Annotated in this window: 17 protein-coding genes; 10 read left to right on the top strand and 7 right to left on the bottom strand. The window is 62.5% G+C overall.

Going from position 1 to position 22,164, the window contains the following annotated elements; all coding sequences use genetic code 11:
• Nucleotides 1–85: 85 nt before the first annotated feature.
• A complete protein-coding gene (locus G5358_RS10595) occupies nucleotides 86–736 on the top strand; it encodes a chromophore lyase CpcT/CpeT (protein ID WP_268012668.1) in 651 nt (216 codons plus the stop codon).
• A gap of 100 nt (nucleotides 737–836) precedes the next feature.
• Here the strand turns inward: G5358_RS10595 and rpmE are convergent, their stop codons facing one another.
• Nucleotides 837–1,052, bottom strand: a complete 216-nt coding sequence (rpmE, locus tag G5358_RS10590; protein WP_005340673.1) for a 50S ribosomal protein L31 — start codon at nucleotides 1,050–1,052, stop codon at nucleotides 837–839.
• Between the two features lie 147 nt (nucleotides 1,053–1,199).
• On the opposite strand from rpmE, the gene priA reads away from it, so the two are divergent.
• Nucleotides 1,200–3,407 (top strand): primosomal protein N', encoded by a 2,208-nt coding sequence (gene priA, locus G5358_RS10585; RefSeq protein WP_216952660.1) that lies wholly within the window; start codon nucleotides 1,200–1,202, stop codon nucleotides 3,405–3,407.
• Nucleotides 3,408–3,471: 64 nt separating this feature from the next.
• On the opposite strand, the gene G5358_RS10580 is transcribed toward priA, so the two are convergent.
• Entirely contained in the window at nucleotides 3,472–4,563 is a 1,092-nt protein-coding gene (locus G5358_RS10580) for a hypothetical protein (RefSeq protein WP_075116211.1), read from the bottom strand.
• A gap of 167 nt (nucleotides 4,564–4,730) precedes the next feature.
• Between G5358_RS10580 and G5358_RS10575 the strand changes: the two genes are divergently transcribed.
• From G5358_RS10575 to dtd, 5 genes are all read left to right on the top strand, one after another.
• The gene (locus tag G5358_RS10575) at nucleotides 4,731–6,164 is read left to right on the top strand and encodes a DUF2867 domain-containing protein (protein ID WP_421324065.1); all 1,434 of its coding nucleotides are present in this window, start codon (nucleotides 4,731–4,733) and stop codon (nucleotides 6,162–6,164) included.
• Nucleotides 6,165–6,333: 169 nt separating this feature from the next.
• Complete coding sequence (locus G5358_RS10570) at nucleotides 6,334–7,560, top strand: aromatic amino acid transporter (RefSeq protein ID WP_421324064.1); 1,227 nt, start codon at nucleotides 6,334–6,336, stop codon at nucleotides 7,558–7,560.
• Between the two features lie 254 nt (nucleotides 7,561–7,814).
• Nucleotides 7,815–9,056 carry a malic enzyme-like NAD(P)-binding protein gene (locus G5358_RS10565; protein WP_144715657.1) on the top strand — a complete coding sequence of 414 codons (1,242 nt, stop codon included), beginning with the start codon at nucleotides 7,815–7,817 and terminating at the stop codon, nucleotides 9,054–9,056.
• A gap of 177 nt (nucleotides 9,057–9,233) precedes the next feature.
• Complete coding sequence (locus tag G5358_RS10560; protein WP_005340664.1) at nucleotides 9,234–10,106, top strand: virulence factor BrkB family protein; 873 nt, start codon at nucleotides 9,234–9,236, stop codon at nucleotides 10,104–10,106.
• 92 nt (nucleotides 10,107–10,198) lie between these two features.
• On the top strand, nucleotides 10,199–10,636 hold the full coding sequence (gene dtd / locus G5358_RS10555; RefSeq protein ID WP_113740154.1) for a D-aminoacyl-tRNA deacylase: 438 nt from the start codon (nucleotides 10,199–10,201) through the stop codon (nucleotides 10,634–10,636).
• Here the strand turns inward: dtd and G5358_RS10550 are convergent.
• Nucleotides 10,625–11,305 carry a spermidine synthase gene (locus G5358_RS10550; protein ID WP_421324068.1) on the bottom strand — a complete coding sequence of 227 codons (681 nt, stop codon included), beginning with the start codon at nucleotides 11,303–11,305 and terminating at the stop codon, nucleotides 10,625–10,627. The genes dtd and G5358_RS10550 overlap by 12 nt on opposite strands.
• 51 nt (nucleotides 11,306–11,356) lie before the next feature.
• On the opposite strand from G5358_RS10550, the gene G5358_RS10545 reads away from it, so the two are divergent.
• Nucleotides 11,357–12,265 (top strand): bifunctional GNAT family N-acetyltransferase/hotdog fold thioesterase, encoded by a 909-nt coding sequence (locus G5358_RS10545; RefSeq protein ID WP_167557315.1) that lies wholly within the window; start codon nucleotides 11,357–11,359, stop codon nucleotides 12,263–12,265.
• Between the two features lie 54 nt (nucleotides 12,266–12,319).
• Here the strand turns inward: G5358_RS10545 and G5358_RS10540 are convergent, their stop codons facing one another.
• The 4 genes from G5358_RS10540 to gntU form a co-directional block, all read right to left on the bottom strand.
• Nucleotides 12,320–14,431 carry an AsmA family protein gene (locus tag G5358_RS10540; RefSeq protein ID WP_421324063.1) on the bottom strand — a complete coding sequence of 704 codons (2,112 nt, stop codon included), beginning with the start codon at nucleotides 14,429–14,431 and terminating at the stop codon, nucleotides 12,320–12,322.
• A 143-nt stretch (nucleotides 14,432–14,574) separates the two neighbouring features.
• On the bottom strand, nucleotides 14,575–16,644 hold the full coding sequence (gene recG / locus G5358_RS10535; RefSeq protein ID WP_421221938.1) for an ATP-dependent DNA helicase RecG: 2,070 nt from the start codon (nucleotides 16,642–16,644) through the stop codon (nucleotides 14,575–14,577).
• Nucleotides 16,645–16,833: 189 nt separating this feature from the next.
• Nucleotides 16,834–18,183: a CDP-diacylglycerol--serine O-phosphatidyltransferase gene (gene pssA / locus G5358_RS10530; RefSeq protein ID WP_204480656.1), complete on the bottom strand. Its 1,350-nt coding sequence runs from the start codon at nucleotides 18,181–18,183 to the stop codon at nucleotides 16,834–16,836.
• Between the two features lie 150 nt (nucleotides 18,184–18,333).
• Nucleotides 18,334–19,674, bottom strand: coding sequence for a gluconate transporter (gntU, locus tag G5358_RS10525; protein ID WP_421324062.1), 1,341 nt, complete (start codon nucleotides 19,672–19,674; stop codon nucleotides 18,334–18,336).
• 245 nt (nucleotides 19,675–19,919) lie between these two features.
• On the opposite strand from gntU, the gene G5358_RS10520 reads away from it, so the two are divergent.
• Together G5358_RS10520 and edd are read left to right on the top strand one after the other, a co-directional pair.
• Nucleotides 19,920–20,429, top strand: a complete 510-nt coding sequence (locus G5358_RS10520) for a gluconokinase (protein WP_005340649.1) — start codon at nucleotides 19,920–19,922, stop codon at nucleotides 20,427–20,429.
• The coding region (gene edd, locus G5358_RS10515) for a phosphogluconate dehydratase (RefSeq protein ID WP_421324061.1) at nucleotides 20,426–22,164 on the top strand (1,739 nt) is incomplete at its 3' end. The genes G5358_RS10520 and edd, both read left to right, overlap by 4 nt.

Below are 22,164 nucleotides of genomic sequence, written 5' to 3'. Positions count from 1 at the left end.
AGTGGCAATGATTTGATCGTAATGGCTGTTATTGGAGAAATTCGCTCATATAATCGCCGCCACTATGATGATTCGGAAGGATTCGATGGCAAAGTTGCTGGTGGCCGTATTCGGGCTGCTCTGTTCCTGCCTGGTGTTGGCAGGGGCGGCGCCCCAGGATACCCCACTCAAGCCCGGTATGGAGCCGCTACTCAGCTGGTTCAACGGGGCCTTTACGAGCCGGGAGCAGGCCAGTTACGACAGCCGCTTTACCAGTGCCGAGCTGCGCCTGATGGAGATCTGGCCCGGCTATCAGGGCTATCGCTGGGTCTATGCCGAGCAGTACCTGAGTCTGCGCTCCGTCCGTCCTTTCCGCCAGCGCATCTATCGCTTCTCACCCGCCCCTGACGGGCGGATCCTGATGGCCGAACTGACCATGCCCCGTGCCACCGATTTTGCCGGTGCCTGGCATGATCCCGCCCTGCTCGACAGTCTGACCCCGCAGCAGCTCTCCTTGCGCCACGGATGCGAGATCTGGTTGACCCGTACCCCCTCCGGCGAATATGCCGGTCACACCCGGGTGGGCCACTGCTCCACCGATTTTGGTGGTGCCACGACGCTGGTGCAGCATATCTGGATTGGCCCCGACAGCGTCAGACTGCTGGATCGAGCCTATGACAACGCAGGGAGCCCGCGCTGGGGTAGCCCGGGTGAGGGGTATGTCTATTTGCGTCGTTCCAAAGGGTTTGGCCAGTAGGGGAGAGTGCGTCTGGCTGCGGGAACATGAAGGATGAAAAACAGGGATCGTAAAAAAGGCGCCCATTGGGCGCCTTTTTCAGAATTCTTCAGAAGTAAAATTACTTCTTGGTGGTCATCGCACCGAAACGCTTGTTGAACTTGTCTACGCGGCCGCCGCTAGAAACTTCTTTCTGCTTGCCGGTGTAGAACGGGTGGCACTCGGAGCACACGTCCAAGTTCAGATCTTTACCGATGGTAGAGAAAGTGTTGATGACGTTACCGCAAGAGCACTTGGCGGTGATGGCTACGTAGTCAGGATGGATACCAGCTTTCATGGACAACCTCAATTAATAGGCCGTGTCGCCATCCGATCTCTTGTCGGACACCACACGATTGTTGAACACAGTTTCAAAGGCTGCGAATAATATAGGAAATGCCTGAGATCAGGCAAGTGGCTTCGCAGAAAAAATAGGCAACCCCTGGTGAATTCTTCCCAAACGCTGGATCTGGTTCGTGTCGCTGTCCCGGTACCGTTACGCCGTCACTTCGACTATCTCTCTCCCCTGCCGTTACCTGCCCCCGGTTGCCGGGTCGAGATCCCTTTCGGTCCCCAGACCCTGGTCGGGCTGGTGGTGGATCATCCGGCCGACAGCCAGGTGCCCCGCAACAAGCTCAAGCCCATCAAACGGGTATTGGACACGGCTCCGGTGCTGGGGCCGGATATTCTGGCGCTGATGAACTGGAGCGCCAGCTACTACCAGCATCCGCTGGGGGAAGTGCTGCCCCATGCCCTGCCGGTGTTGGTGCGCAAGGGGGAGCCAGCCGCCTATCGGGAGCTGGAGTTCTGGTTTGCCACCGAGGCGGGCATGGCCATCGACATCAACGAGCTCAAGCGGGCGGCCAAGCAGCAGCAAGCGCTCGCCTTGCTGCGCAAGGGGCCGCAGACCCCCTCTGCCCTCAAACAGGAGGAGATCCAGAGCGCCGCACTCACCGCGCTGGAGAAGAAGGGGCTGCTGGAGAAGCGTTCGCTGGAGCCGAGCCACGATGGCGATTGGTCTGCCCGCTTTGAGCCGGGGGAGGGGCTGCGCCTCAATGGCGAACAGGCATTGGCCGTCTCTGCCGTTACCAGCCAGAGCGACAAGTTCGGTGCCTTTCTGCTGGATGGCATCACAGGCTCCGGCAAAACCGAGGTGTATTTAAGCATCCTCGAGCCCTTGCTCAAGGCGGGCAAGCAGGCGCTGGTGATGGTGCCGGAGATCGGTCTCACCCCGCAGACCATCAACCGCTTCCGGCGCCGCTTCAACGTGCCGGTGGTAGCGATGAACTCCGCCATGAACGATCGGGAGCGGCTCGATGCCTGGCTCGCCTGCCGCGACGGCGGTGCCGCCATCCTGATCGGCACCCGCTCCGCGGTGTTCACCCCGTTTCACAACCTCGGCATCATCATCATCGACGAAGAGCACGACGGCTCTTTCAAGCAGCAGGACGGTTTTCGCTACCACGCGCGGGATCTGGCGGTGATGCGGGCTCATCGTGCCGGTATCCCCATCCTGCTTGGCTCGGCTACCCCGTCGCTGGAGACGCTGCACAACGCCCGCACCGGCAAGTATCACCACCTCGCCCTGACCCGCCGTGCCGGCAATGCCCAGACCGCCCGTCAGGTGATTCTGGATATCAAGAACGTGCGGCTGCAGGCTGGGCTCTCTCCCCAGCTGGAGCAGCTGATGGCAGAGCATCTGGCGGCGGGCAATCAGGTGATGCTGTTTCTCAACCGCCGTGGCTATGCCCCGGCTCTGATCTGTCACCAGTGTGGCTGGAGCGCCGCCTGCGAGCGCTGTGACGCCTGGTACACCTGGCATCAGGCCGGGCGGCGGCTGCATTGCCACCACTGCGACAGCGTGCGTCCCTTGCCCCACCACTGCCCCGAGTGTGGCAGCAACGAGCTGATTGGATCGGGAGTGGGCACCGAGCAGCTGGAACAGCTGCTTACCACGGTTTTCCCGCAATATCCGGTGGTGCGCATCGATCGGGACAACACCCGTCGCAAGGGGGAGCTGGAGACCCATCTCGGCGACATCAAGGCAGGCAAGTACAAGATCCTGATCGGCACCCAGATGCTGGCCAAGGGCCACCACTTCCCGGATGTGACCCTAGTGGGTCTGCTGGATGTGGATGGAGCCCTGTTCAGCGCCGATTTTCGCGCCGCCGAGAAGCTGGCCCAGCTCTACACCCAGGTGGCGGGCCGCGCCGGTCGCGCCAGCAAACCCGGGTTGGTAGTGCTGCAGAGCCACCATCCGGAGCACGCCTTGCTGCAGGATCTGACCCAGAACGGTTACGGCCACTTCGCCGATACGGCGCTGAAAGAGCGCCGCTTGCTGGGGCTGCCGCCCTTCAGCTATCAGGGGCTGTTTAGGGCCGAGGCCAACGGCCGCGACGAGGTGCAGCTGTTCCTCGCCCGCCTCGCCGATACCCTGCGCAGCGCCCGCTATCCTCACGTTCAGGTGCTGGGGCCCATCAGCGGCTTTATGGAGCGCAAGGCGGGCAAGTTTCGCATGCAGTTGCTGGTGCAGGGGCCGAATCGGGCACCGCTGGCCCAACTGCTGGATTGGGCGGTTAAGGAGCTGGAAGGCTGGCCTGAGACCAAAAGGGTGCGCTGGAGCCTCGACATCGACCCCACCGAGCTGAATTGATAGTGCCGGAGCCGGTCGCTGGCAGATCTCGTCAGCGACCGGGCTGCTGATTCTGTTTAAAGGCTCAGACCCGCAGATCGATCTGCTGCACCCAGCCTCCTTTACCCTGTTCGGTGAGATAGAGGCCGGATTGGCGCAGCACCCCCTGATTGCCGCTCTCCCCCAGATGGTTGAAGGGGGTGTCGAGGGGGCGCAGCAGGATGGCGCCGATCCCCAGTTCGACCAGCGCGATAGGTGCGTGTTCCGGATGCCAGAACTGCAGGGCTGAAAACTGGCTATCCCCCTCATCCAGCACCCCGTTGCCATCCTCATCCAGGGTCGCCAACTCGCCGAAGCCATTGCCGGAGCGTGCACCAAACAGCTCGCCCCCATCGTCTATGGTGCCGTTGCCATTGCGATCCAGCGCCACAAAGCCGCTCCCTTCACTCAAGCCCGGCAGGCTATCCTCTTTGCCATCCTGATCGATATCGAAAGTGACCCGTGCCTCGGTCAGATCGGCAATCTTGCCATCCAGACTGAGCACCAGCGGATCTTTGAGGGCATTGAGGGTGGTGCGCCGCTGGCTCACCTCCAGCTGGCGCCAGTCGAGCACAAAGCCGAGATCGAGCTGAATAGTCTGACCATCCCGAGTCGCTACGCTGGCCGATGCCACCACGTTGAGCTGCTCCTGTTGCAGCAGGGTGTCAGTCACCTCCACCAGTTGATCCGGCTCGGCGGCTTGAGCCGCGGCGTCTCCTTGGGTCACTCCATCGCTTCCCTCTTCGGAGGGTTTGATCGGCTTGGGCAGCTCGATTTCGTGGCCCAGCATCGCCTCAATCATCAGCTTGATCAGTCGCTGGCGGTTATCCAGCCCATCGTCGGGAATGCCATCCTGCTCTTTGCCGACGTCCGCTGCGGGCGGGGAGGGCTGTGTTGCTGCTTGCTGACTGGCGGCGGATTGCCTTGCGGTTTGCAGCGTCAGGGCGCTGGTGAGGGTCAGAGTGCTGCTGCGTTCGCCGGCCGCAGCCGTGTTGTTGCCCTCCGGTGGATTGACGGCGGGTGGCACGGGCCCGAGGTTGCGTACCTTGCGGCTCTGGGCCTGTTGTTGCCGGTATTGCACCTCCCCCTGGAGGTCGTAGTGATCGATGCGCATACGTTCGCCCTCGGCGCTATACATCTGGTCAGTTATCGACCAATTGATGAGCAGGGCTTAACACCAAATCGGACTAATCAGGGAGGTGGTTAGTACTAGGTTGCAAGGTGGCGGCGTGGCAGGATGATGGGCATGCGGGTGCTGGTCCGTTTGCCCAAGCGCAGGGCGCAACATGTGAAGAGGAAGAGAGGATGAGAAATTGTCTGGTGATGGGAGCGGCAGGCTATATCGGTTCCTATCTGGTGCCCCACCTGCAAACCCTGGGCTACAGGGTGATTGCCGGGGCGCGCCGTCCCTGCCGCTTGCCTGAGGGAGTCGAGTTTCGCCTCGCCGATAGCCTCAAGCCGATCACCTTGCTGCCTGCGCTGGCGGGCATCGATACCGTCTTCTATCTGGTGCATGCCATGGGGGCGGGGGCCGATTTTCACCGGTTGGAGCAGCAGGGGGTAAAGAATTTTGCCGCCGCCGCCCGTGCCGCCGGGGTGCGCCGCATCATCTATCTCGGGGCAATCCAGCCCGAGCAGTGCAACAGCCGCCATCTCAACTCCCGCCGCCACTGTGGCGAGCTGTTTCGCGAATCCGGTGTGCCGACGGTGGAGCTGCGCGCCGGCATCATCATCGGGCCCGGTTCGGCTGCGTTCGAGGTGATGCGGGATCTGGTATTCAACCTGCCGCTGATGGTGACGCCCAAATGGGTGCGCTCGCGCACGCCGCCGATTGCGCTGTCCAACCTGTTGCACTATCTGGGCGGGCTGGTGGAAGCCGACGAGGTGGATGGCCGCATCTTCAATGCGGTCGGCCCCGAGCTGCTCAGCTATCAGCAGCAGTTGCAGAAGTTCGCCGCCCATATCGGCAAGCGCTGCCCCATCATTCCCATTCCGTTTCTGAGCCCGCGTCTTTCTGCCTGGTGGCTGCAGTTTGTCACTTCTGTGCCGCAGCCGGTGGCCAAGGCGCTGGTGGGCGGTCTCAAGCACGATATTCCGGCGGATGACGGCCCGCTGCGTGCCCTGCTGCCACAGACCCTGCTCAGCTTCGACGAGGCGCTGGCGGAGAGTCTGGCGCTGGAGCAGAAGCTGGGTGCCGAACAGCAGGGGCAGGAGACGCCGCTCGGCCTGCGCTGGCGCCATCCCGAATATGGTTTCTATGACCGTACCGCCAGCGGCGAGGCCATCTGCCTCGCTTCCCCCGAGGTGGTGTGGCAGGTGTTGCAGCAGCTGGGGGGGGAGCAACGCTATTTCTACATGAACGAGCTGTGGGTGGTGCGCGAATGGATGGATCATCTGATCGGCGGCCCGGCCCGCACCCGTGGCCGCACCAATCCGGATCGTTTCGTGAAGGGGGATATGCTCGACTCCTGGCAGATCCTCGGGGTGGATGAGGGGCGCAGGCTCGATCTCTTGTTCAACATGAAGGCCCCGGGCGTCGGGCGGCTGGAGTTCAACATCCTGCCGGAGGAGTCCGGGTTGACCCGCATCCGGGTCACCGCTCACTGGCACCCGCAGGGCGCCTGGGGGTTGGCCTACTGGCTCGCCATGCTGCCGTTCCACCTCTTTATCTTTCAGGGGATGACCGATGCCATCGCCCGTCAGGCCGAAGCGAGGGCAGGTATCCCGGTGATGGATTAAACCCTCTTCACACTATCCCCGCTGATAGAGTGCCCCATTCGGAGCATTTTTTATGCGGCGGCCATGCCAGGTTATGGCAGATAGTGGTAGGCGTCTCATGGCAAAGGCTGGCATCATGCCGCGGTCTTGTTTACCGCGGATAGAGAATCAGTCAGAAAAAGAAGGGATTATGAAGAAAAAACCGTCAATTTTGGGGGGCGCCTGCATCATTGCCAGCGTCTGCGTGGGAGCTGGCATGCTCGGTCTGCCGAGTTCGGGGGTGGGGGCCTGGACCCTCTGGTCGGTGCTGGCGCTGACCGTCACCATGGTGATGATGACCCTCTCCGGCTGGATGCTGCTGGAATCCTTCCAGCACCACGATATGCGGGTCTCCTTCAATACCGTGACTCGCGAGCTGCTGGGGGAGAAGCTCAATCTCCTCAACAACCTCTCGGTCTACTTTGTTGGCGGCATTCTGCTCTACGCCTATATCACCTCCTCCGGTGCCATCCTGCAGGGGATACTGGGGATCGACAGCAAGCTCGCGTCCGTGCTGTTCGTGGCGCTCTTCTCTGCGGTGGTGTGGCACTCGACCCGCGCCGTTGACCGCATCTCTGTGGTGCTGATCGCCTTTATGATCCTCAGCTTCGCCCTCGGTGTGGCCGGTCTGCTCGGCAGTATCAAGCTGCCGACCCTGCTTGATCTGGCGGGCAGCGAGAGCCGCTACGCTCCCTATGCCATGGCGATGCTGCCGGTGGCGCTCACCTCGTTCGGCTATCACCACTCGGTGGCCTCCCTGCGTGCCTACTACCAGAACGAGCAGCAGGCCAGATGGGCCATTCTGGGGGGAACCCTGATCGCGCTGGCGCTCTACGTGCTCTGGCTGCTGGGGATTTTCGGCAACCTGCCCCGTCAGGATTTTGCCCCCGTGATTGCCAAGGGGGGCGATGTGAGCGTGCTGCTCTCCGCGCTTTCAGGGGTGATCGAATCGGAGAAGGTGGCCAGCGCCATCAACGGCTTCTCCATGGCGGCCATCCTCTCCTCCTTTATCGGAGTGGGGCTCGGGGTGTTCGACTATCTGGCTGATCTGTTCAAGTTCGACAACAGCCGCGCCGGTCGCTGCAAGACCTGGGCGGTCACCTTCCTGCCGCCGCTGGTGCTCTCCCTGCTCTTCCCGTTCGGCTTCCTGCTGGCCATCGGCTATGCCGGTGCCGCCGCAACCATCTGGACCTGCATCATCCCGGCACTGCTGGTGCTGCGGACCCGGGCGCGGGCCGAGCGGGGCGAAGTCACCCCCCATTTCGTCACCCCAGGCGGCAAGCTGATGGCTTGGCTGCTGATCCTGTTCGGATTGGCGACCGCGCTGTTCCACTTCCTGTCGATGGCAAATCTGTTGCCGGTCTATCTGGGCAACTGAGTCAGGTCTACAGCTCTGACAGAAAGGGCGGCAAGGCCAACTTGCCGCCCTTTTTGCGCCATTTTTACCCCACATAGCAGGATCTATAACTAAAGTGGTAGGTGTGAGTGGGGTAAGGTGCTGAAATAACTGGTCTGATCTGGCTGGCGGCAGCATGATCTGCTGGGCATGCCCGCCGCTTTCTTTTATGATCCCCGCCCTTCTGCGTGCCCCCTGTCGGCACCTCATTTGCACCAACCACATCGGGGTCCCCCATGTCCGATCTGCGTCAAGAAGCACTCGATTACCACGCCCAGCCCGTACCGGGCAAAATTGCCATCGCCCTGACCAAGCCTGCCGAAACCGCCCGCGATCTGGCGCTGGCCTACAGCCCGGGTGTCGCCGAGCCGGTGCGCGAGATCGCCGCCAACCCGGCCGATGCCTACCGCTATACCGGCAAGGGCAACCTGGTGGCCGTCATCTCCAACGGCACCGCCATTCTGGGGCTGGGTAATCTGGGGCCGCTGGCCTCCAAGCCGGTGATGGAGGGCAAGGCCCTGTTGTTCAAGCGCTTCGCCGGTATCGACGCCATCGACATCGAGGTGAAGCACGAGACCAGCCAGCAGTTTATCGACACGGTGGCGGCCATCGCCGATACCTTCGGTGGCATCAATCTGGAAGATATCAAGGCGCCGGAGTGTTTCGAGATTGAAGAGGCGCTGATCGCGCGCTGCGACATTCCGGTGTTCCACGATGACCAGCACGGTACCGCTATCGTCACCGCCGCCGGTCTGCTCAATGCGCTGGAAGTGCAGGGCAAGCAGATCAGTGACAGCCGCATCGTCTGCATGGGGGCGGGGGCTGCCGCCACCGCCTGCATGGATCTGCTGATCAAGTGTGGCGCCAGGGCGCACAACATCTTCATGCTGGATCGTCAGGGTGTGATTCACACCGGCCGCAGCGATCTCAACAAGTACAAGCAGCGTTTCGCCAACGAGACCCCGCTGCGCACCCTGATGGATGTCATCGAAGGGGCGGATGTGTTTGTCGGTGTTTCAGGCCCCGACGTGTTGCCCGCCGAAGCGGTCGCCCTGATGGCGCCCAATCCGGTGATCTTCGCCTGTTCCAACCCGGATCCCGAGATCAAGCCGGCGCTGGCCCACGCGGTGCGCAGCGACCTCATCATGGGTACCGGTCGCTCCGACTACCCGAACCAGATCAACAACGTGCTCTGTTTCCCCTTCATCTTCCGCGGTGCCCTCGATGCCCGCGCCAGCCGCATCAACGATGCCATGAAGATTGCCGCGGTCGAGGCGATCCGTGCGCTGGCCAAGGAGCCGGTGCCGGCCGAGGTGCTGACCGCTGCCGGGGTGAGCGAGCTGGCCTTCGGCAAGGATTACGTCATTCCCAAGCCGATGGATGCCCGTCTGCTGCCGCGGGTTGCCCGCGCCGTGGCGCTGGCGGCGGTGGCCTCCGGCGTCGCCCGCATCGAGCTGCCCGCGGACTACATGCTGTAATCCGGCGTTGCAAACGGCCCCTTTATCGGGGCCGTTTTTATCTCTGCTTCTGGCGACAGCCAGAGACGCCAGCCGGGCGACAGGTTGGGGCAGATGGAGGCAAATCGGGTGCAAAGGTGGTCAAACAGCGCTCTCCTCTGACACAATATTGCCACTATGACGCTAACGAGAATCAAGATGCAGCAGCCTGTCAGCGGCCGTTTGGCCCACGCCCTCTCCTTCTTGCGCCATGATGGTCGCCACTTTGCCCAGTTTGTCTGGGGCCGTTTCCAGCAGGACAGATTGACGGTCACCGCCGGTTATCTGGCCTATGTCACCCTGCTTTCGCTGGTGCCGATGATCGCCGTGGTCTTTGGCATGATGTCCGCCTTCCCGGTGTTCCAGAGCCTCAAGCAGGCGATGGAGCAGTTCGTCTACCACAACTTCGTGCCGACCGCGGGCGATATGCTCAAGGAGTACATCGACGGCTTCGTCGCCAATGCCACCAACACCACTGCTGTGGGGATTGGGGCGCTGGTGGTGGTGGCGTTGATGCTGATCTCCGCCATCGACAAGAACCTCAACTACATCTGGCGCTCGACCCAGGGCCGCCCGCTGGCGCAGGCCTTTGCCATGTACTGGATGATCCTGACCCTGGGGCCTGTGCTTATCGGGGCCAGTATCGCCATCTCCTCCTATATCTTCTCGCTGCGGCTGTTTGGCGCCGAGAGCCTGTTCGGCATCGGTTATCTGCTGTTGCGCGGTTTGCCGTTCCTCTTCTCGGTGCTCACCTTCCTGCTGGTCTATACCGTGGTGCCGAACTGCAAGGTGCGGCTGATCCACGCCTTTATCGGTGCGCTGGTAGCGGCGACCCTGTTCGAGCTGGCCAAGCGCGGCTTTGCCATCTATATCACCAACTTCCCCTCCTATCAGGCCATCTACGGTGCGCTGGCCACCATCCCGATTCTGTTTGTCTGGGTCTATTTAAGTTGGCTGGTGGTGCTGCTCGGTGCGGAGACCACAGCCTGCCTCGGTGAGTACGAGAAGCCGGCGAGCGAGGAGCTTGGCTAAGCCATCGCCTTGGCCACCGGTTTATTGGTAGCATCGACGACCGCCCCTGCAATCGAGCCGGGGCGGTCGTTCTGTTTTGAGAGGAGAGGGATGTGATTGCACTGATTCAGCGGGTCAGCGAGGCCAGCGTGACTGTCGAGGGGGAGGTGACCGGCGCCATCGGTCAGGGATTGCTGGTACTGCTCGGAGTAGAGCAGGGGGATGACGAGGCCAAGGCCGACAAACTGCTGCACAAGGTGAGCGGCTATCGGGTCTTCAGTGACGAGAATGGCAAGATGAACCTCAATGTCGGTCAGGTCGGCGGCAGCCTGCTGGTGGTCTCCCAGTTTACCCTGGCGGCCGATACCAAGAGCGGGATGCGCCCCAGCTTCTCCTGCGGAGCTCACCCGAGCGAGGCCGAACGCCTCTATGACTACTTCGTGGCGAAGGCTGCTGCCAGCGGCATCCCGACCGCAACCGGGCGTTTTGCCGCCGACATGAAGGTGGCGCTGGTCAACGACGGCCCGGTTACCTTCTGGCTACAGGTCTGAGGATGTTTCGTCCCGTGGTGTGACATGGACGATGACATTGATGAAGCCCGCGACCGGATAAGGGGTGGCGGGGCCAATCCACTGTTCTATCAGTGTCAGGGCGTGGGTTAGCTCCAGTTCGGTGCGCGGCAACAGGTTGATGACCAGAGTGCCGCAGAGGCGGGGAGCCAGCGCCCGGTAGAGCCGCTCCTGAAACAGCAGCAGCGGGTTGCCATCGTGACTGAAGAGATCGAGCAGGATGAGGTCGTACTGCTGCTCGCTCTGCTCCAGAAAGGCGAGGGCATCGGCCTGATGGAGTGCCGGAGCAGCGTGTTCATCGCTCTCCTGATGCTGGAAAAACTGCTGATAAACGGTCAGCACCTCTTCGTCGAGGTCGACGCACTCATGGCGGGCATCGGGCCAGCGCTGACTCAGATGGCGGGTGAGATCGCCGCCACCCAGCCCTAGTTCGAGGATTTGCTCAGCCCGCTCCGGTAGCAGGCAGGCGATGACCCGCTGATGGGGCAGACAGAGGGTCGCGGGGTCGGCGAGCGACATGGCGGATTGCACCACGCCGTCTATCTCCAGCCAGCGGTGCTGGTCATTTTCCTGTACCGTGAGGCGGCGCTGGGGTTTGACGCTGAGGTGCAACAAGTGATCGGCTTGGTACGCTTGCAGATTGAAGTCCATGAATTTGCACGGCAAGATGGTTTCCGACCAGTGTAACTCAAGGATGAAACTATGTACCGGGTAGTCACCCCTCAAACGGCAGCCGAGCTGGATGCCTACTACCAGTTGCGCTGGGAACTTCTGCGTAAGCCCTTCAATCTGCCCGTCGGTTCCGAGCGGGACGAATACGACACCGTTGCCATTCACCGGCTGATGCTGGCACCCGATGGTACCCCTATTGCGGTGGGGCGCCTCTTTATCGGCGGCGACGAGGCGCAGATCCGCTTTATGGCGCTGCGGCCCGAATATCGCGGCCAGGGGCTGGGCGCCAAAATGGTGGAGGATCTCGAGGAGCTGGCCCGCAGCGAGAAGGTGAAACGGCTGGTGATGAACGCTCGTCAGGAGGCGGTGGAGTTCTATCGCAAGTGCGGCTTTCTCGAAGTGGGGGGCGGCCCCGTCTCCTTCGGCCGCATTCCCCATCGCCAGATGATCAAATCCCTGAGCCCGTTGCAGACTATCCAGTATCGGCCGGAGTGGTGTCAGGATCTCACCACCCGTTGGTCGCGCGGGGTACCCATCAGTGAGAAGATGGGGATGCACATCAGCCACTACGATGGCCAGACCTTCCATCTCAAGGCCAATCTGGCGGCCAATTTCAACGTGCATGGCAGCATGTTCGCCGGCAGTGTCTACAGCCAATGCGTGCTGGCGGGCTGGGGGCTGATCTGGCTGCAACTTAAAGAGGAGGGGCTGGTGGGCGAGCCGGTGCTGGCCGAGAGCACCATCAAATATCATGGCCCGGTCGATGAGGAGCCCGAGGCGCGAGTGGCCCGCGAGGGGATGCCCGCCGTGCTGCAGCCGCTCAAACGGGGGGAGCCTGCCACCTTCAGCCTCAAGATCCAGCTGTTCAGCGGCAGCAAGCTGGCGGCGGAGTTCTGCGGTCACTACGTGGTGCAGCCGCCCCGCCGCCCGGGCCAGTAACCGCGTCGTTTCCCCATCAAACAACAAGGCCTCATCATGAGGCCTTGTTTGTTTTTACCCTTGCTGGCTGTCGCTTGTCTGCCCGGCTTGGGTCTGCACTTGGGCTTGGGCTTTCGGTGCGGGAGCCGGTCGCCAGAGCGGCGCACTGTTGCCTTGCGGCGGATAGCGTACTCCCACTTCCCAACCGCAGGCGTCCTGCTTCTGCGGGAAGCTCCAGGCCAGTGTGGGTTCCGTCAGCGGCCCGCGCCACTGGCCGAGCAGCTCGGCGCAGCGGTTGCCGTTAAGCACCCCCAGATCGAGCTGCCACTGTTCGTTGACCAGATCGATCCCCCCTTGCAGCGCCAGCAGATGGGTGATGGTGGAGGCGCCAGCCTGCTCGATCTGCAGTTGCCCCTTGTCGATCTTGCCCTGCAGCTTGATGCGGTAGAAGGGGGTGTCACCCTCCTGCATCGCCTGCCACAGCTGATCCGGCGTCAGGGTGGGCGGGGTTGCCCCCTTGAACCACTCATCCAGCAGCGGATCTATCTTCACCTTGTCCCAGAACGGCTCGTCGGCATCGAGGGCAAAGCTCCCCTGCAGGGTCTGGCGCCACTCGCCCGCCGTTTTGCCATGTTCGGCTTGCAGATCGGCGCTCACGTCCGCCTTGCCGGCGAAGGAGACCGGAGAGTGGAATATCTTGCCCCACTGCTGCAGATCCAGCTTGGTCGCCTGCAGTTGGAGGCGGCTGCTCTGGCCCGGTTCGCGGCCCCACTGGCCACTCAGGCTGAGAGTGCCCTCATCCGGCAGCGAGCTGGTGAGTTTGCCCAGTTGCCAGGAGCTGGGGGTCAGCTCCCCATCCAGCTCGCCGTTGCGGGCGCTGAGGCCATCCCACACCAGCTCGAACCACTTGCTCTCGATACGGGCACGGCCGAGCAGCGGGCCGGGCTGGTTATCGCGCAGGGCGAGATCGCTCAGATAGAGCTGCCAGCCGGTCAGCGACAGGGGCAGGGTATCATCGAAGGAGAGCACCTTGAGCTTGTCGAACGCCAGCTTGCGGATATCGACCTGCTGCGGGCGCCAGCTCTGCCAATCCTGCCACCAACCCTGCGGCAGGCTGATATCCATGCCGCTTAGCGCCACGTCTTTCAGGGTCAGCTTCTGCTGCTGGCTATCGAGGGAGAGCTCGACATTGAACGCCCCTTCATAGGCCTTGCCCTGCAGTTCGCCGTCGATCTGCTGGGGTGAGAAGGCGAGCTTGCCCTTGATCTCCTCCAGCTGGAACAGGCCGCGGCCCATGTCGCCCAAGGTGCCGCTCAGATAGCCGGTGGGCTGGTTGCCCGCCTGCCAGTTGAAGGCGGTGAGCTGGCCGCTGAAGTTGTTGAAGGAGAGCTCCTGATTGATGTCGTTGAGGCTGACGCCGTCCAACTGACCGCGATCCAGCGACACGCTTTGCAACGGGAAGCGCTGCGGGAAGCCTTGCTGTGTCAGATCGCCCAGCTCCACCCGCATGCCGCGCGCCTTGAGATCGTGCAGTTGCAGGGTGCGAGCGGGCCAGTCCAGCACCATGCCGGTCTCCAGCAGACCGTCGAACAGGTTGGTCACCAGCTTGTCGGTGCGCAGCACTTCTCCTTCCAGCCGTCCTTGCAGGTTGAGACGGGCGAAGGTGAACTGCGGAGTCTCCAGCTGGCCGATATTGAGGCTCAGGTTGGCCTGTGGTTGCCGTTTCGGGTCGATCAGCTCCCAGTCACTCAGGGTGGCATTGAGGCCGCGCAGGGTCAGCTCGGGGCTCTCCAGACTGAGCCGGTCTATGGTGCTGTCGCTGATGGTGAGGGAGTGCACCGGCAGGTTCGGCAGCTGGTTGGGCAGCGGCAGCTTGATGGCGGGACGAATGAGATCGAGATGGGCGATGCGCACGTCGCGGCTCAGCCAGTCGATGCTCTCGATCTCCAGATAGATCTTGTCGAGGGAGACCGCATCGCCGTAACGTACCTGCTCTGCCAGCAGGGTGTAGGGGTGGAGCGGGTTGAATACCAGCCGTCCTATGGTGACCGGCACACCGGTCTGCTGGCTGATCCAGCGGGCGATGGGGCCTTTGGCGCGCTCGGCGTCGAACAGGCCGAGGGCAACCCAGACAAATAGCAGCAGGAAGGCGAAGGTGTAGAGCAGGCCGCGTAGCCAGGAATTCATGGGTGCTTTCCTCCTGTTTTGGGATTGGTTGTCAGGCGTTTGAGTAGTGGTCTCGCAGACCGAGCCAACGGCGAATCAAGGGTTCGACATGGCTTGGGTGCCTATCCATAAGGACATGTGCCCATCTTCTGCATCTACCTCGGTCAGGCATTGGAATAGTGATCCCGTAAGCCGAGCCAACGTCGAATCAAGGGTTCGACATGACTTGGGTGCCTATCCATCAGGAAGCGCGCCATTTTTTGCACCTGTGGAATAAGCGGCTGATCCCGCACCAGATCGGCGATCTTGAGATCGGCCAGACCGGTCTGGCGAGTGCCGAGCAGTTCCCCCGGGCCGCGCAGTTCCAGATCGCGCTGGGCGATCAGGAAGCCGTCGTTGGTCTCCCGCAGCACCCCGAGTCGGCTCTGGGCCGTCTTGGACAAGGGGGCATGATAGAGCAGCACGCAGTGAGAGGCCACCGCACCCCGGCCAACCCGGCCGCGCAGCTGGTGCAACTGCGCCAGCCCGAGCCGTTCCGGGTTCTCGATGATCATCAGGCTGGCGTTGGGCACATCCACCCCCACCTCGATGACGGTGGTGGCGACCAGCAGTTGCAGTATGCCTGCCTTGAACTCCTCCATCACCCGCTGTTTCTCGACCGGGCGCATCCGGCCGTGTACCAGCCCGATATGCAGGCCGGGCAGCAGGTTTTGCAGCTCGGCGGCGGTATCCTCGGCAGCCTGACACTCCAGCACCTCCGACTCCTCGATCAGGGTGCAGACCCAGTAGGCCTGCTTGCCCTCGGTGCAGGCGAGCTTGACCCGCTCGATCACGTCGCCGCGACGGCTGTCGGGCAGCGCGACTGTGGTGATGGGGGTGCGGCCCGGCGGCAGTTCGTCGATGACCGAGGTATCGAGGTCAGCATAGGCGGTCATCGCCAGGGTGCGGGGGATCGGGGTGGCGGTCATGATGAGTTGATGAGGATGCACCCCCTCACGTTCCCCTTTCTCGCGCAGGGCGAGGCGCTGATGCACCCCGAATCTGTGCTGTTCATCGATGATGACCAGCGCCAGACGCTGGAACACCACCTGCTCCTGAAAGATGGCGTGGGTGCCCACCACCATCTTGACGCTGCCATCGGCGATGGCGGCCAGCGCCTCCTCCCGTGCCTTGCCTTTCTGCTTGCCCGCCAGCCAGCCGACTCCGATGCCGAGCGGCTCCAGCCACTTGGCGAAGTTGATGGCGTGTTGTTCCGCCAGCAGTTCGGTCGGCGCCATCAGGCCCACCTGACAGCCGTTGCCGATGGCCTGCAGGGCAGCCAGCGCTGCGACCAGGGTCTTGCCGGAGCCCACATCCCCCTGCACCAGCCGCATCATGGGGTGGCTCTGTTGCAGATCCTTGCTTATCTCGGCTACCACCCTGCTCTGGGCGCCGGTGGGCTTGAACGGCAGGGCGCCGAGCAGCTGTTCGACCAGCGCAGGCGCCGGTTTGAGGGCGCGGGCCAGCTGGGTTTGTGCCTGAGCACGTACCTTGAGTACCGAGAGATTGTGAGCCAGCAGCTCCTCCAGTACCAGTCGCTGCTGGGCCGGATGTTGGCCGCTTTCGAGCAGCGGCAGTGCCACCGAGGGGGGCGGACGGTGCAGCAGCTTCAGAGCAGCGGCCAGCTCAATCTGGTGGGGATAGAGGCCGGCGGGCAGCAGCTCCTCGACGCCATAGAGGTCGAGCTGAGCCAGCGCCTGATCGGTGAGGCTGCGCAGGGTGAGCTGGCGCAGCCCTTCGGTCGTCGGGTAGACGGGGGTGAGCGCCTCTTCGGTCTGACCTGCCTGCTCCTCGCCGAGCAGCTTGTACTCGGGGTGGGCCATCTCCAGCCCGTATTTGCCGGGGCGCACCTCGCCAAAACAGCGGATCAGGCGGCCCGCCGCCAGACTGTTTTTCTGAGCGGCGGTGAAGTTGAAGAAGCGCAGGGTGAGGGTGCCGGTGCCATCGCTGATGCGACAGACCATCATGCGGCGGCGCCCCATCACCAGCTGAGTGTCCTGGATTTCGCCCTCGACTGCGCCGTGCAGGCCGGGCGGCAGATCGCCGATGGGCCACACCTGGGTGCGGTCCTCGTAGCGCAGGGGAAGGTGGAACAGCAGATCCTGTACCGTGGTCAGTCCCAGCCGCTCGAGCTTCTCCTGCATCTTGCTGCCGACACCCTTGAGGCTGTCGAGAGGAATTTTATCCAATTTCATCAATTAGATGCCCGAAAACACTGTAAATATGTCCAGATGATAGGGGTTGTTGAGGGGCCGATGCAAGCCGAGTTGCTGCTGGTTGGGTCGCCAACGCGGGGGAGATGGCGGATATAACAAAGGCCTGCCGAAAACGGAAGGCCTTGGTCTGATTGCCGTTGGGCTGGGTGGGCGCTGCGCGCCCCGGGGTCAGATGATCCGCTTGAGCAGCAGATGCGCCTTGACCCGGTGGATCCGTCCCAGCAGCTTGCGCACCTGTTCCGGGTAGTCCTGGATCTGTTCCACCTGATCGAAGTGACTGATCCGCTTGGTGTTGGTCAGGATGTTCTCCCGCTCCGCGTTGAACTGGGGACGCAGCAGGTGGCGACGATCGTGCACCAGCAGGCCGTTCTCCAGATCCAGCGCCCAGGCGCGGGGGTTGAGGTTGTTGCCGGTGAGCAGGGCCCACTCGTCATCCACGAAGATCCCCTTGAGATGGTAGGAGTTGCGCTCGCAACACCAGAGCATCAGGTTGAGGCGACCGTCGTCGATGTGACGCTGGTTGCGCTCGGCAAACTTGCGCAGGTTGGTCTCGTAGAGATAGGGCAGGCCACCGATGGTGGAGAACTTCTCTTCCGGCGGAATGAAGAAGTCGTTGGCGGTCTTGTCGCCCACTACGATGGTGACTTTGCAACCGCGCTGCAGCAGATCCTCGATATCCTTGCTCAACTCCTTGGGCGGGTTGAAGTAAGGGGTACAGATAAAGATCTCCCGCTCGGTGGCGCGCACCAGATTGCGGATCATCAGGTTGAGCTGATTGTTGCGCTTGCCCAGACCCACCATGGGGGTGACGGCCACCTCCTGGGTGTTGACCGGCATGGTGCTGAAGCGGTACTGGCTCTGGCGCAGGTTCTGCTTGAAGCGGCGGATCGGCCCCTTCAGCTGTTTGGCGCTGGGGATATCGCTGTGATCCAGTCGCTGCACCGCGTCGCTCTTCACGAACAGGTCGTCCACATAGTTGACCATGCTGCGGGCCAGCTCCGGGCTGGTGATCTGGTGATAGCGATCGAAGCGGTATCGATCCTGCTGATGCAGGTAGATATCGTTGAGGCTGGCGCCGGAGTAGAGCACCACATCATCAAAGATGAAGCCCTTGAGGTGGAGCACGCCGAGCAGCTCGCGCCCTTTGACCGGCACGCCGTAGATTTCGATCTGCTGCTCGTAGCGGGCAGCCATGGCCTGATACATCAGGTGGTTGCCGCCCTGTTTGCCTTTGCCGATCAGGCCGCGCTGGGCACGGTGGAAGTCGACGAACACCTTGATGTCGAGGGCCGGATTGCGCTGCTTGGCGGCGTAGAGGGCGGAGAGGATCTCCCGGCCGGCTTCGTCATCCTGCAGATAGAGCGCGACCAGATAGATGCGCCGGGTGGCACTGGCGATAAGCGCAAGAATGCGGCGTTTGAAATCCTGGGCGCTATAGAGCACTTCAAACTGATCCGCTGCGACGGCGATCTGGGGCAGGCGCGCCAGCAGTTGTCGATAATGGGCCGATGAATGCATAGATAAACCTGAAATCACGGGGTTAAGCGTTCCACTCGGAGCGATGAATAGGCGATTCTAGCAATCTCGCCCTCTCAGCCAAAGAAAGAATCATCAGAAAGATGAAAAAGGCCTCACGAGTGAGGCCTTTTTGTCAGCATTTTGCCCTTGTCAGAGGAAGCTGTAGATGATCATCGCCATCACGCCGCCGGTGGTGCCGATGATGGTTTCCATCACGGTCCAGGTCTGCAGGGTCTGCTTCTCGGTCAGGCCGAGGTAGCGGTTCGCCAGCCAGAAACCGGAGTCGTTGACGTGGGAGAGCACGATGGCACCGCCGCCGATGGCGATGGTGACGGCAGCCAGCTGGGCACCGCTCAGGCCGAGGGGTTCCAGCATCGGCAGCACCAGACCGCAGGCGGTCAGCATGGCGACGGTGGCGGAACCCTGAATCACCCGTACCGCAGCGGCCAGAATGAAGGCCAGCGCGACGATGGGCAGACCGGAGTCGGCCAGCATGTTGCCAAGCGCGGCACCCACGCCGGAATCAACCAGCACCTGCTTGAACACGCCACCGGCACCGGTAACCAGAATGATGACGCCCGCCGGCTGGATGGCGCTGTTGCAGACGCTCATCACCTCGTCACGGGACATGCCGCGGCGAATACCCAGCAGATAGAAGGCGGCCAGACAGGCGACCATGATGGCGGTGAAGGGGTGACCGATGAACTCCAGCCAGTTGTGCAGGGTAGAGCCCGCCTCGACGAAGCGGCCGACGATGGTTTTGAGGCCGATCATCAGCAGCGGCAGGCCGATGAGGCCCATGGCCAGCCCGAAGGAGGGCAGGGATTTGCTGTCATCGTGAACGCTGTTCTGGGCATCGGCGGGCAGCGGCACATCGACGATCTTGCTGATGAAGTCACCGAACAGCGGGCCAGCCAGGATCAGCGCCGGTACGGCGGCGATCAGGCCGAACAGGATCATGTAGCCGAAGTCGGCACCCAGCTGGGAAGCGACCAGAATCGGGCCCGGCGCCGGGATCAGGAAGGCCTGACAGGTTGCGATACCCGCCAGCAGGGCGATACCGATCTTCACCACACTGCCGCCGCCGCGACGGACGATGGCGAAGGCGACACCGATCAGTAGCACCACGGCCACGTCAAAGAAGAGCGGCAGGGCGCAGACAAAGCCGGTCAGGGCCATGGCCCAGTTGGCGCGCTTGACGCCAAACTTGCCGAGCAGGGTGTGAGCCACCCGGTCGAGGGCACCGGTCACTTCCATCACCTTGCCAAACATGGCACCCAGCGCCACCACCACGGCAACGAAGCCGAGGGTGCCGCCCATCCCTTTCTGGATGGTGGCGGCGATGTCGGCCGGGTTCATGCCGGCGGCAAGACCGGCCACCATGGAGACCAGAATGAGGGAGACGACGGCGTGCAGACGAGCCTTCATCACCAGGAAGAGCAGCAGCACGATCGAGCCGGCGGCCGTCATGATCAGGGAGAGGTCAGACATTGTTATGCGTTCCTTAATCCAAGTTCGGTAGTGACACCCTGTCGATCCGTCGACAAACCATATCTTTATGATTTATTTAGATTTATGGCAAGGGCTCAACATCATATGCCCAGGTGACTATGGGTTTGCTCAGTCTGTGGCAGACTTCACATTTTTAATCGTTACCGGTAACATGTTACCGGTAACGTGCTAGATTAGAACCCATCAACAGCTGGTTTTTTGAAAAGTGGGACAGAGGTCAAATTATGGCGGGTAAGTGCATTATCGTGATGGGTGTATGTGGCAGCGGTAAATCCAGCGTGGGCCTCAAGGTGGCAGAAGCGCTGGGCGCCAAGTTCATCGATGGTGATGATCTCCACCCCAAGGCCAACATCCAGAAGATGGCTGGCGGCAACCCCCTCAACGATGAGGATCGCGCCCCCTGGCTGGAGCGGATCCGCGACGCCGCCTACAGTCTCGAGCAGAAGAACGAGACCGGCATCATCGTCTGTTCCGCTCTCAAAAAGAAGTACCGCGACCAGATCCGCGAAGGCAACGAGTCGGTCAGCTTCATCTTTCTCGACGGCAGCCAGCCGCTGATCCTCGAGCGGATGCGTGCCCGCAAGGGCCACTTCATGCGCGAAAGCATGGTACAAAGTCAGTTCGATACTCTGGAGCGCCCGGATGGCGAAGCCGGTGTATTCCACATTGATATAGACGGCACCTTCGAACAGGTGGTTGACCGCGCCGTCACAGCATTGGAGCAAGCCCAATGATTCATCAGGTAATTTCCGACGTCACCGCCCGCATCCGCGAGCGCAGTGTCGCCCGTCGTCAGGCATTTCTGGCCCGCATCCAGCGCCAGGCAGATCAGGGCAAGACCCGCGCCGCGCTGGCCTGCGGCAACCTGGCTCACGCCGTGGCCGCCTGCAGCAGTGACGAGAAGGGTCGCATTCTCGATATGACCCGTGCCAACGTCGGCATCGTCACCGCCTACAACGATATGCTGAGCGCCCATCAGCCCTATCAGGGCTATCCGGATCAGATCAAGGCGGTGCTGGCCGAGCTGGGCCACAGCGCCCAGGTCGCCGGCGGCGTGCCCGCCATGTGCGACGGCGTGACTCAGGGTCAGCCGGGGATGGACATGTCCCTCTTCTCCCGCGACCTGATCGCCCAGGCGACCGCGCTGTCGCTCTCTCACAACACCTTCGACGCCACCCTGCTGCTCGGCATCTGCGACAAGATTGCACCGGGTCAGATCATGGGGGCCCTCTCCCACGCTCACCTGCCGACTGCATTCGTACCGGCGGGCCCCATGGCGAGCGGCATCAGCAACGACGAGAAGGTGAAGGTGCGCCAGAAGTACGCCGCCGGTGAAGTGGGCCGTGATGCCCTGCTGGAGATGGAGTGCGGCGCCTACCACGCGGCAGGCACCTGCACCTTCTACGGCACCGCCAATACCAACCAGCTGGTGTTCGAGGCCATGGGCCTGATGCTGCCGGGCTCCGCCTTTGTGCACCCGCATAGCGAGCTGCGCCGCGCCCTGACCGCTGAAGCGGCCCGCCGCATCAGCGCCATGATCCCGGGTTCCCCGGCCTATCGCCCGCTGAGCGAGGTGCTGGATGAGCGCTCGCTGGTCAACGGTCTGGTGGCCCTGCTCGCCTCTGGCGGCAGCACCAACCACAGCATCCACATGGTGGCGCTGGCCCGCGCGGCCGGTCTGGTACTGACCTGGGATGACATCAGCGATCTCTCCGACGTGGTGCCGCTGCTGGTTCGCATGTACCCGAACGGCCCGGCCGACGTCAACGCCTTCGAACAGGCAGGCGGCGTGCCCGGCCTGATGCGCCGTCTGGCGCAAGAGGGGCTGATCCACATGGACGCCACTCCGGTCTTTGGCGAGATGCAGGATTACCTCAGCCGCCCGGCACTGGTCGATGGCCAGCTGGTATGGCAGCCGGTGGGGGAGAGCGGCGATGCGAGCGTGCTTTCACCTTCCGGCAGCGTGTTCCAGGCCACTGGCGGCACCAAGCTGCTGGCGGGCAATCTGGGTCGTGCCGTGGTCAAGGTCTCAGCTGTGGCTCCCGAGTATCGGGTGATTGAAGCGCCGGCGCGGGTCTTCTCCTCCCAGCATGCGGTGGAAGCGGCCTACAAGGCGGGTGATCTCAATCAGGACGCCGTTATCGTGGTGCGCCACAATGGTCCGGCCGCCAACGGCATGCCGGAGCTGCACAAGCTGATGCCGGTGCTCGGCAACCTGCAGAAGGCGGGCTACAAGGTGGCGCTGGTCACCGATGGCCGTCTCTCCGGCGCCTCCGGCAAGATCCCGGCCGCCATCCACGTCACTCCGGAAGCGCTGCACGGCGGGGCCATCGGCCTGCTTGCTGACGGCGACCTGCTGCGGGTTGACGCGGTAAACGGCAGCCTCGACTGTCTGACCGATTTGAGTGGCCGTACCCAGGCCGAGATTGACCTCACTCTGGAACAAGAGGGGTGGGGTCGTGAACTGTT

The sequence above is a fragment of the Aeromonas sp. 604176 genome, assembly GCF_049170755.1.
GTDB lineage: Bacteria > Pseudomonadota > Gammaproteobacteria > Enterobacterales > Aeromonadaceae > Aeromonas > Aeromonas veronii_A.
This window is presented reverse-complemented; position numbering and strand designations above follow the sequence as displayed.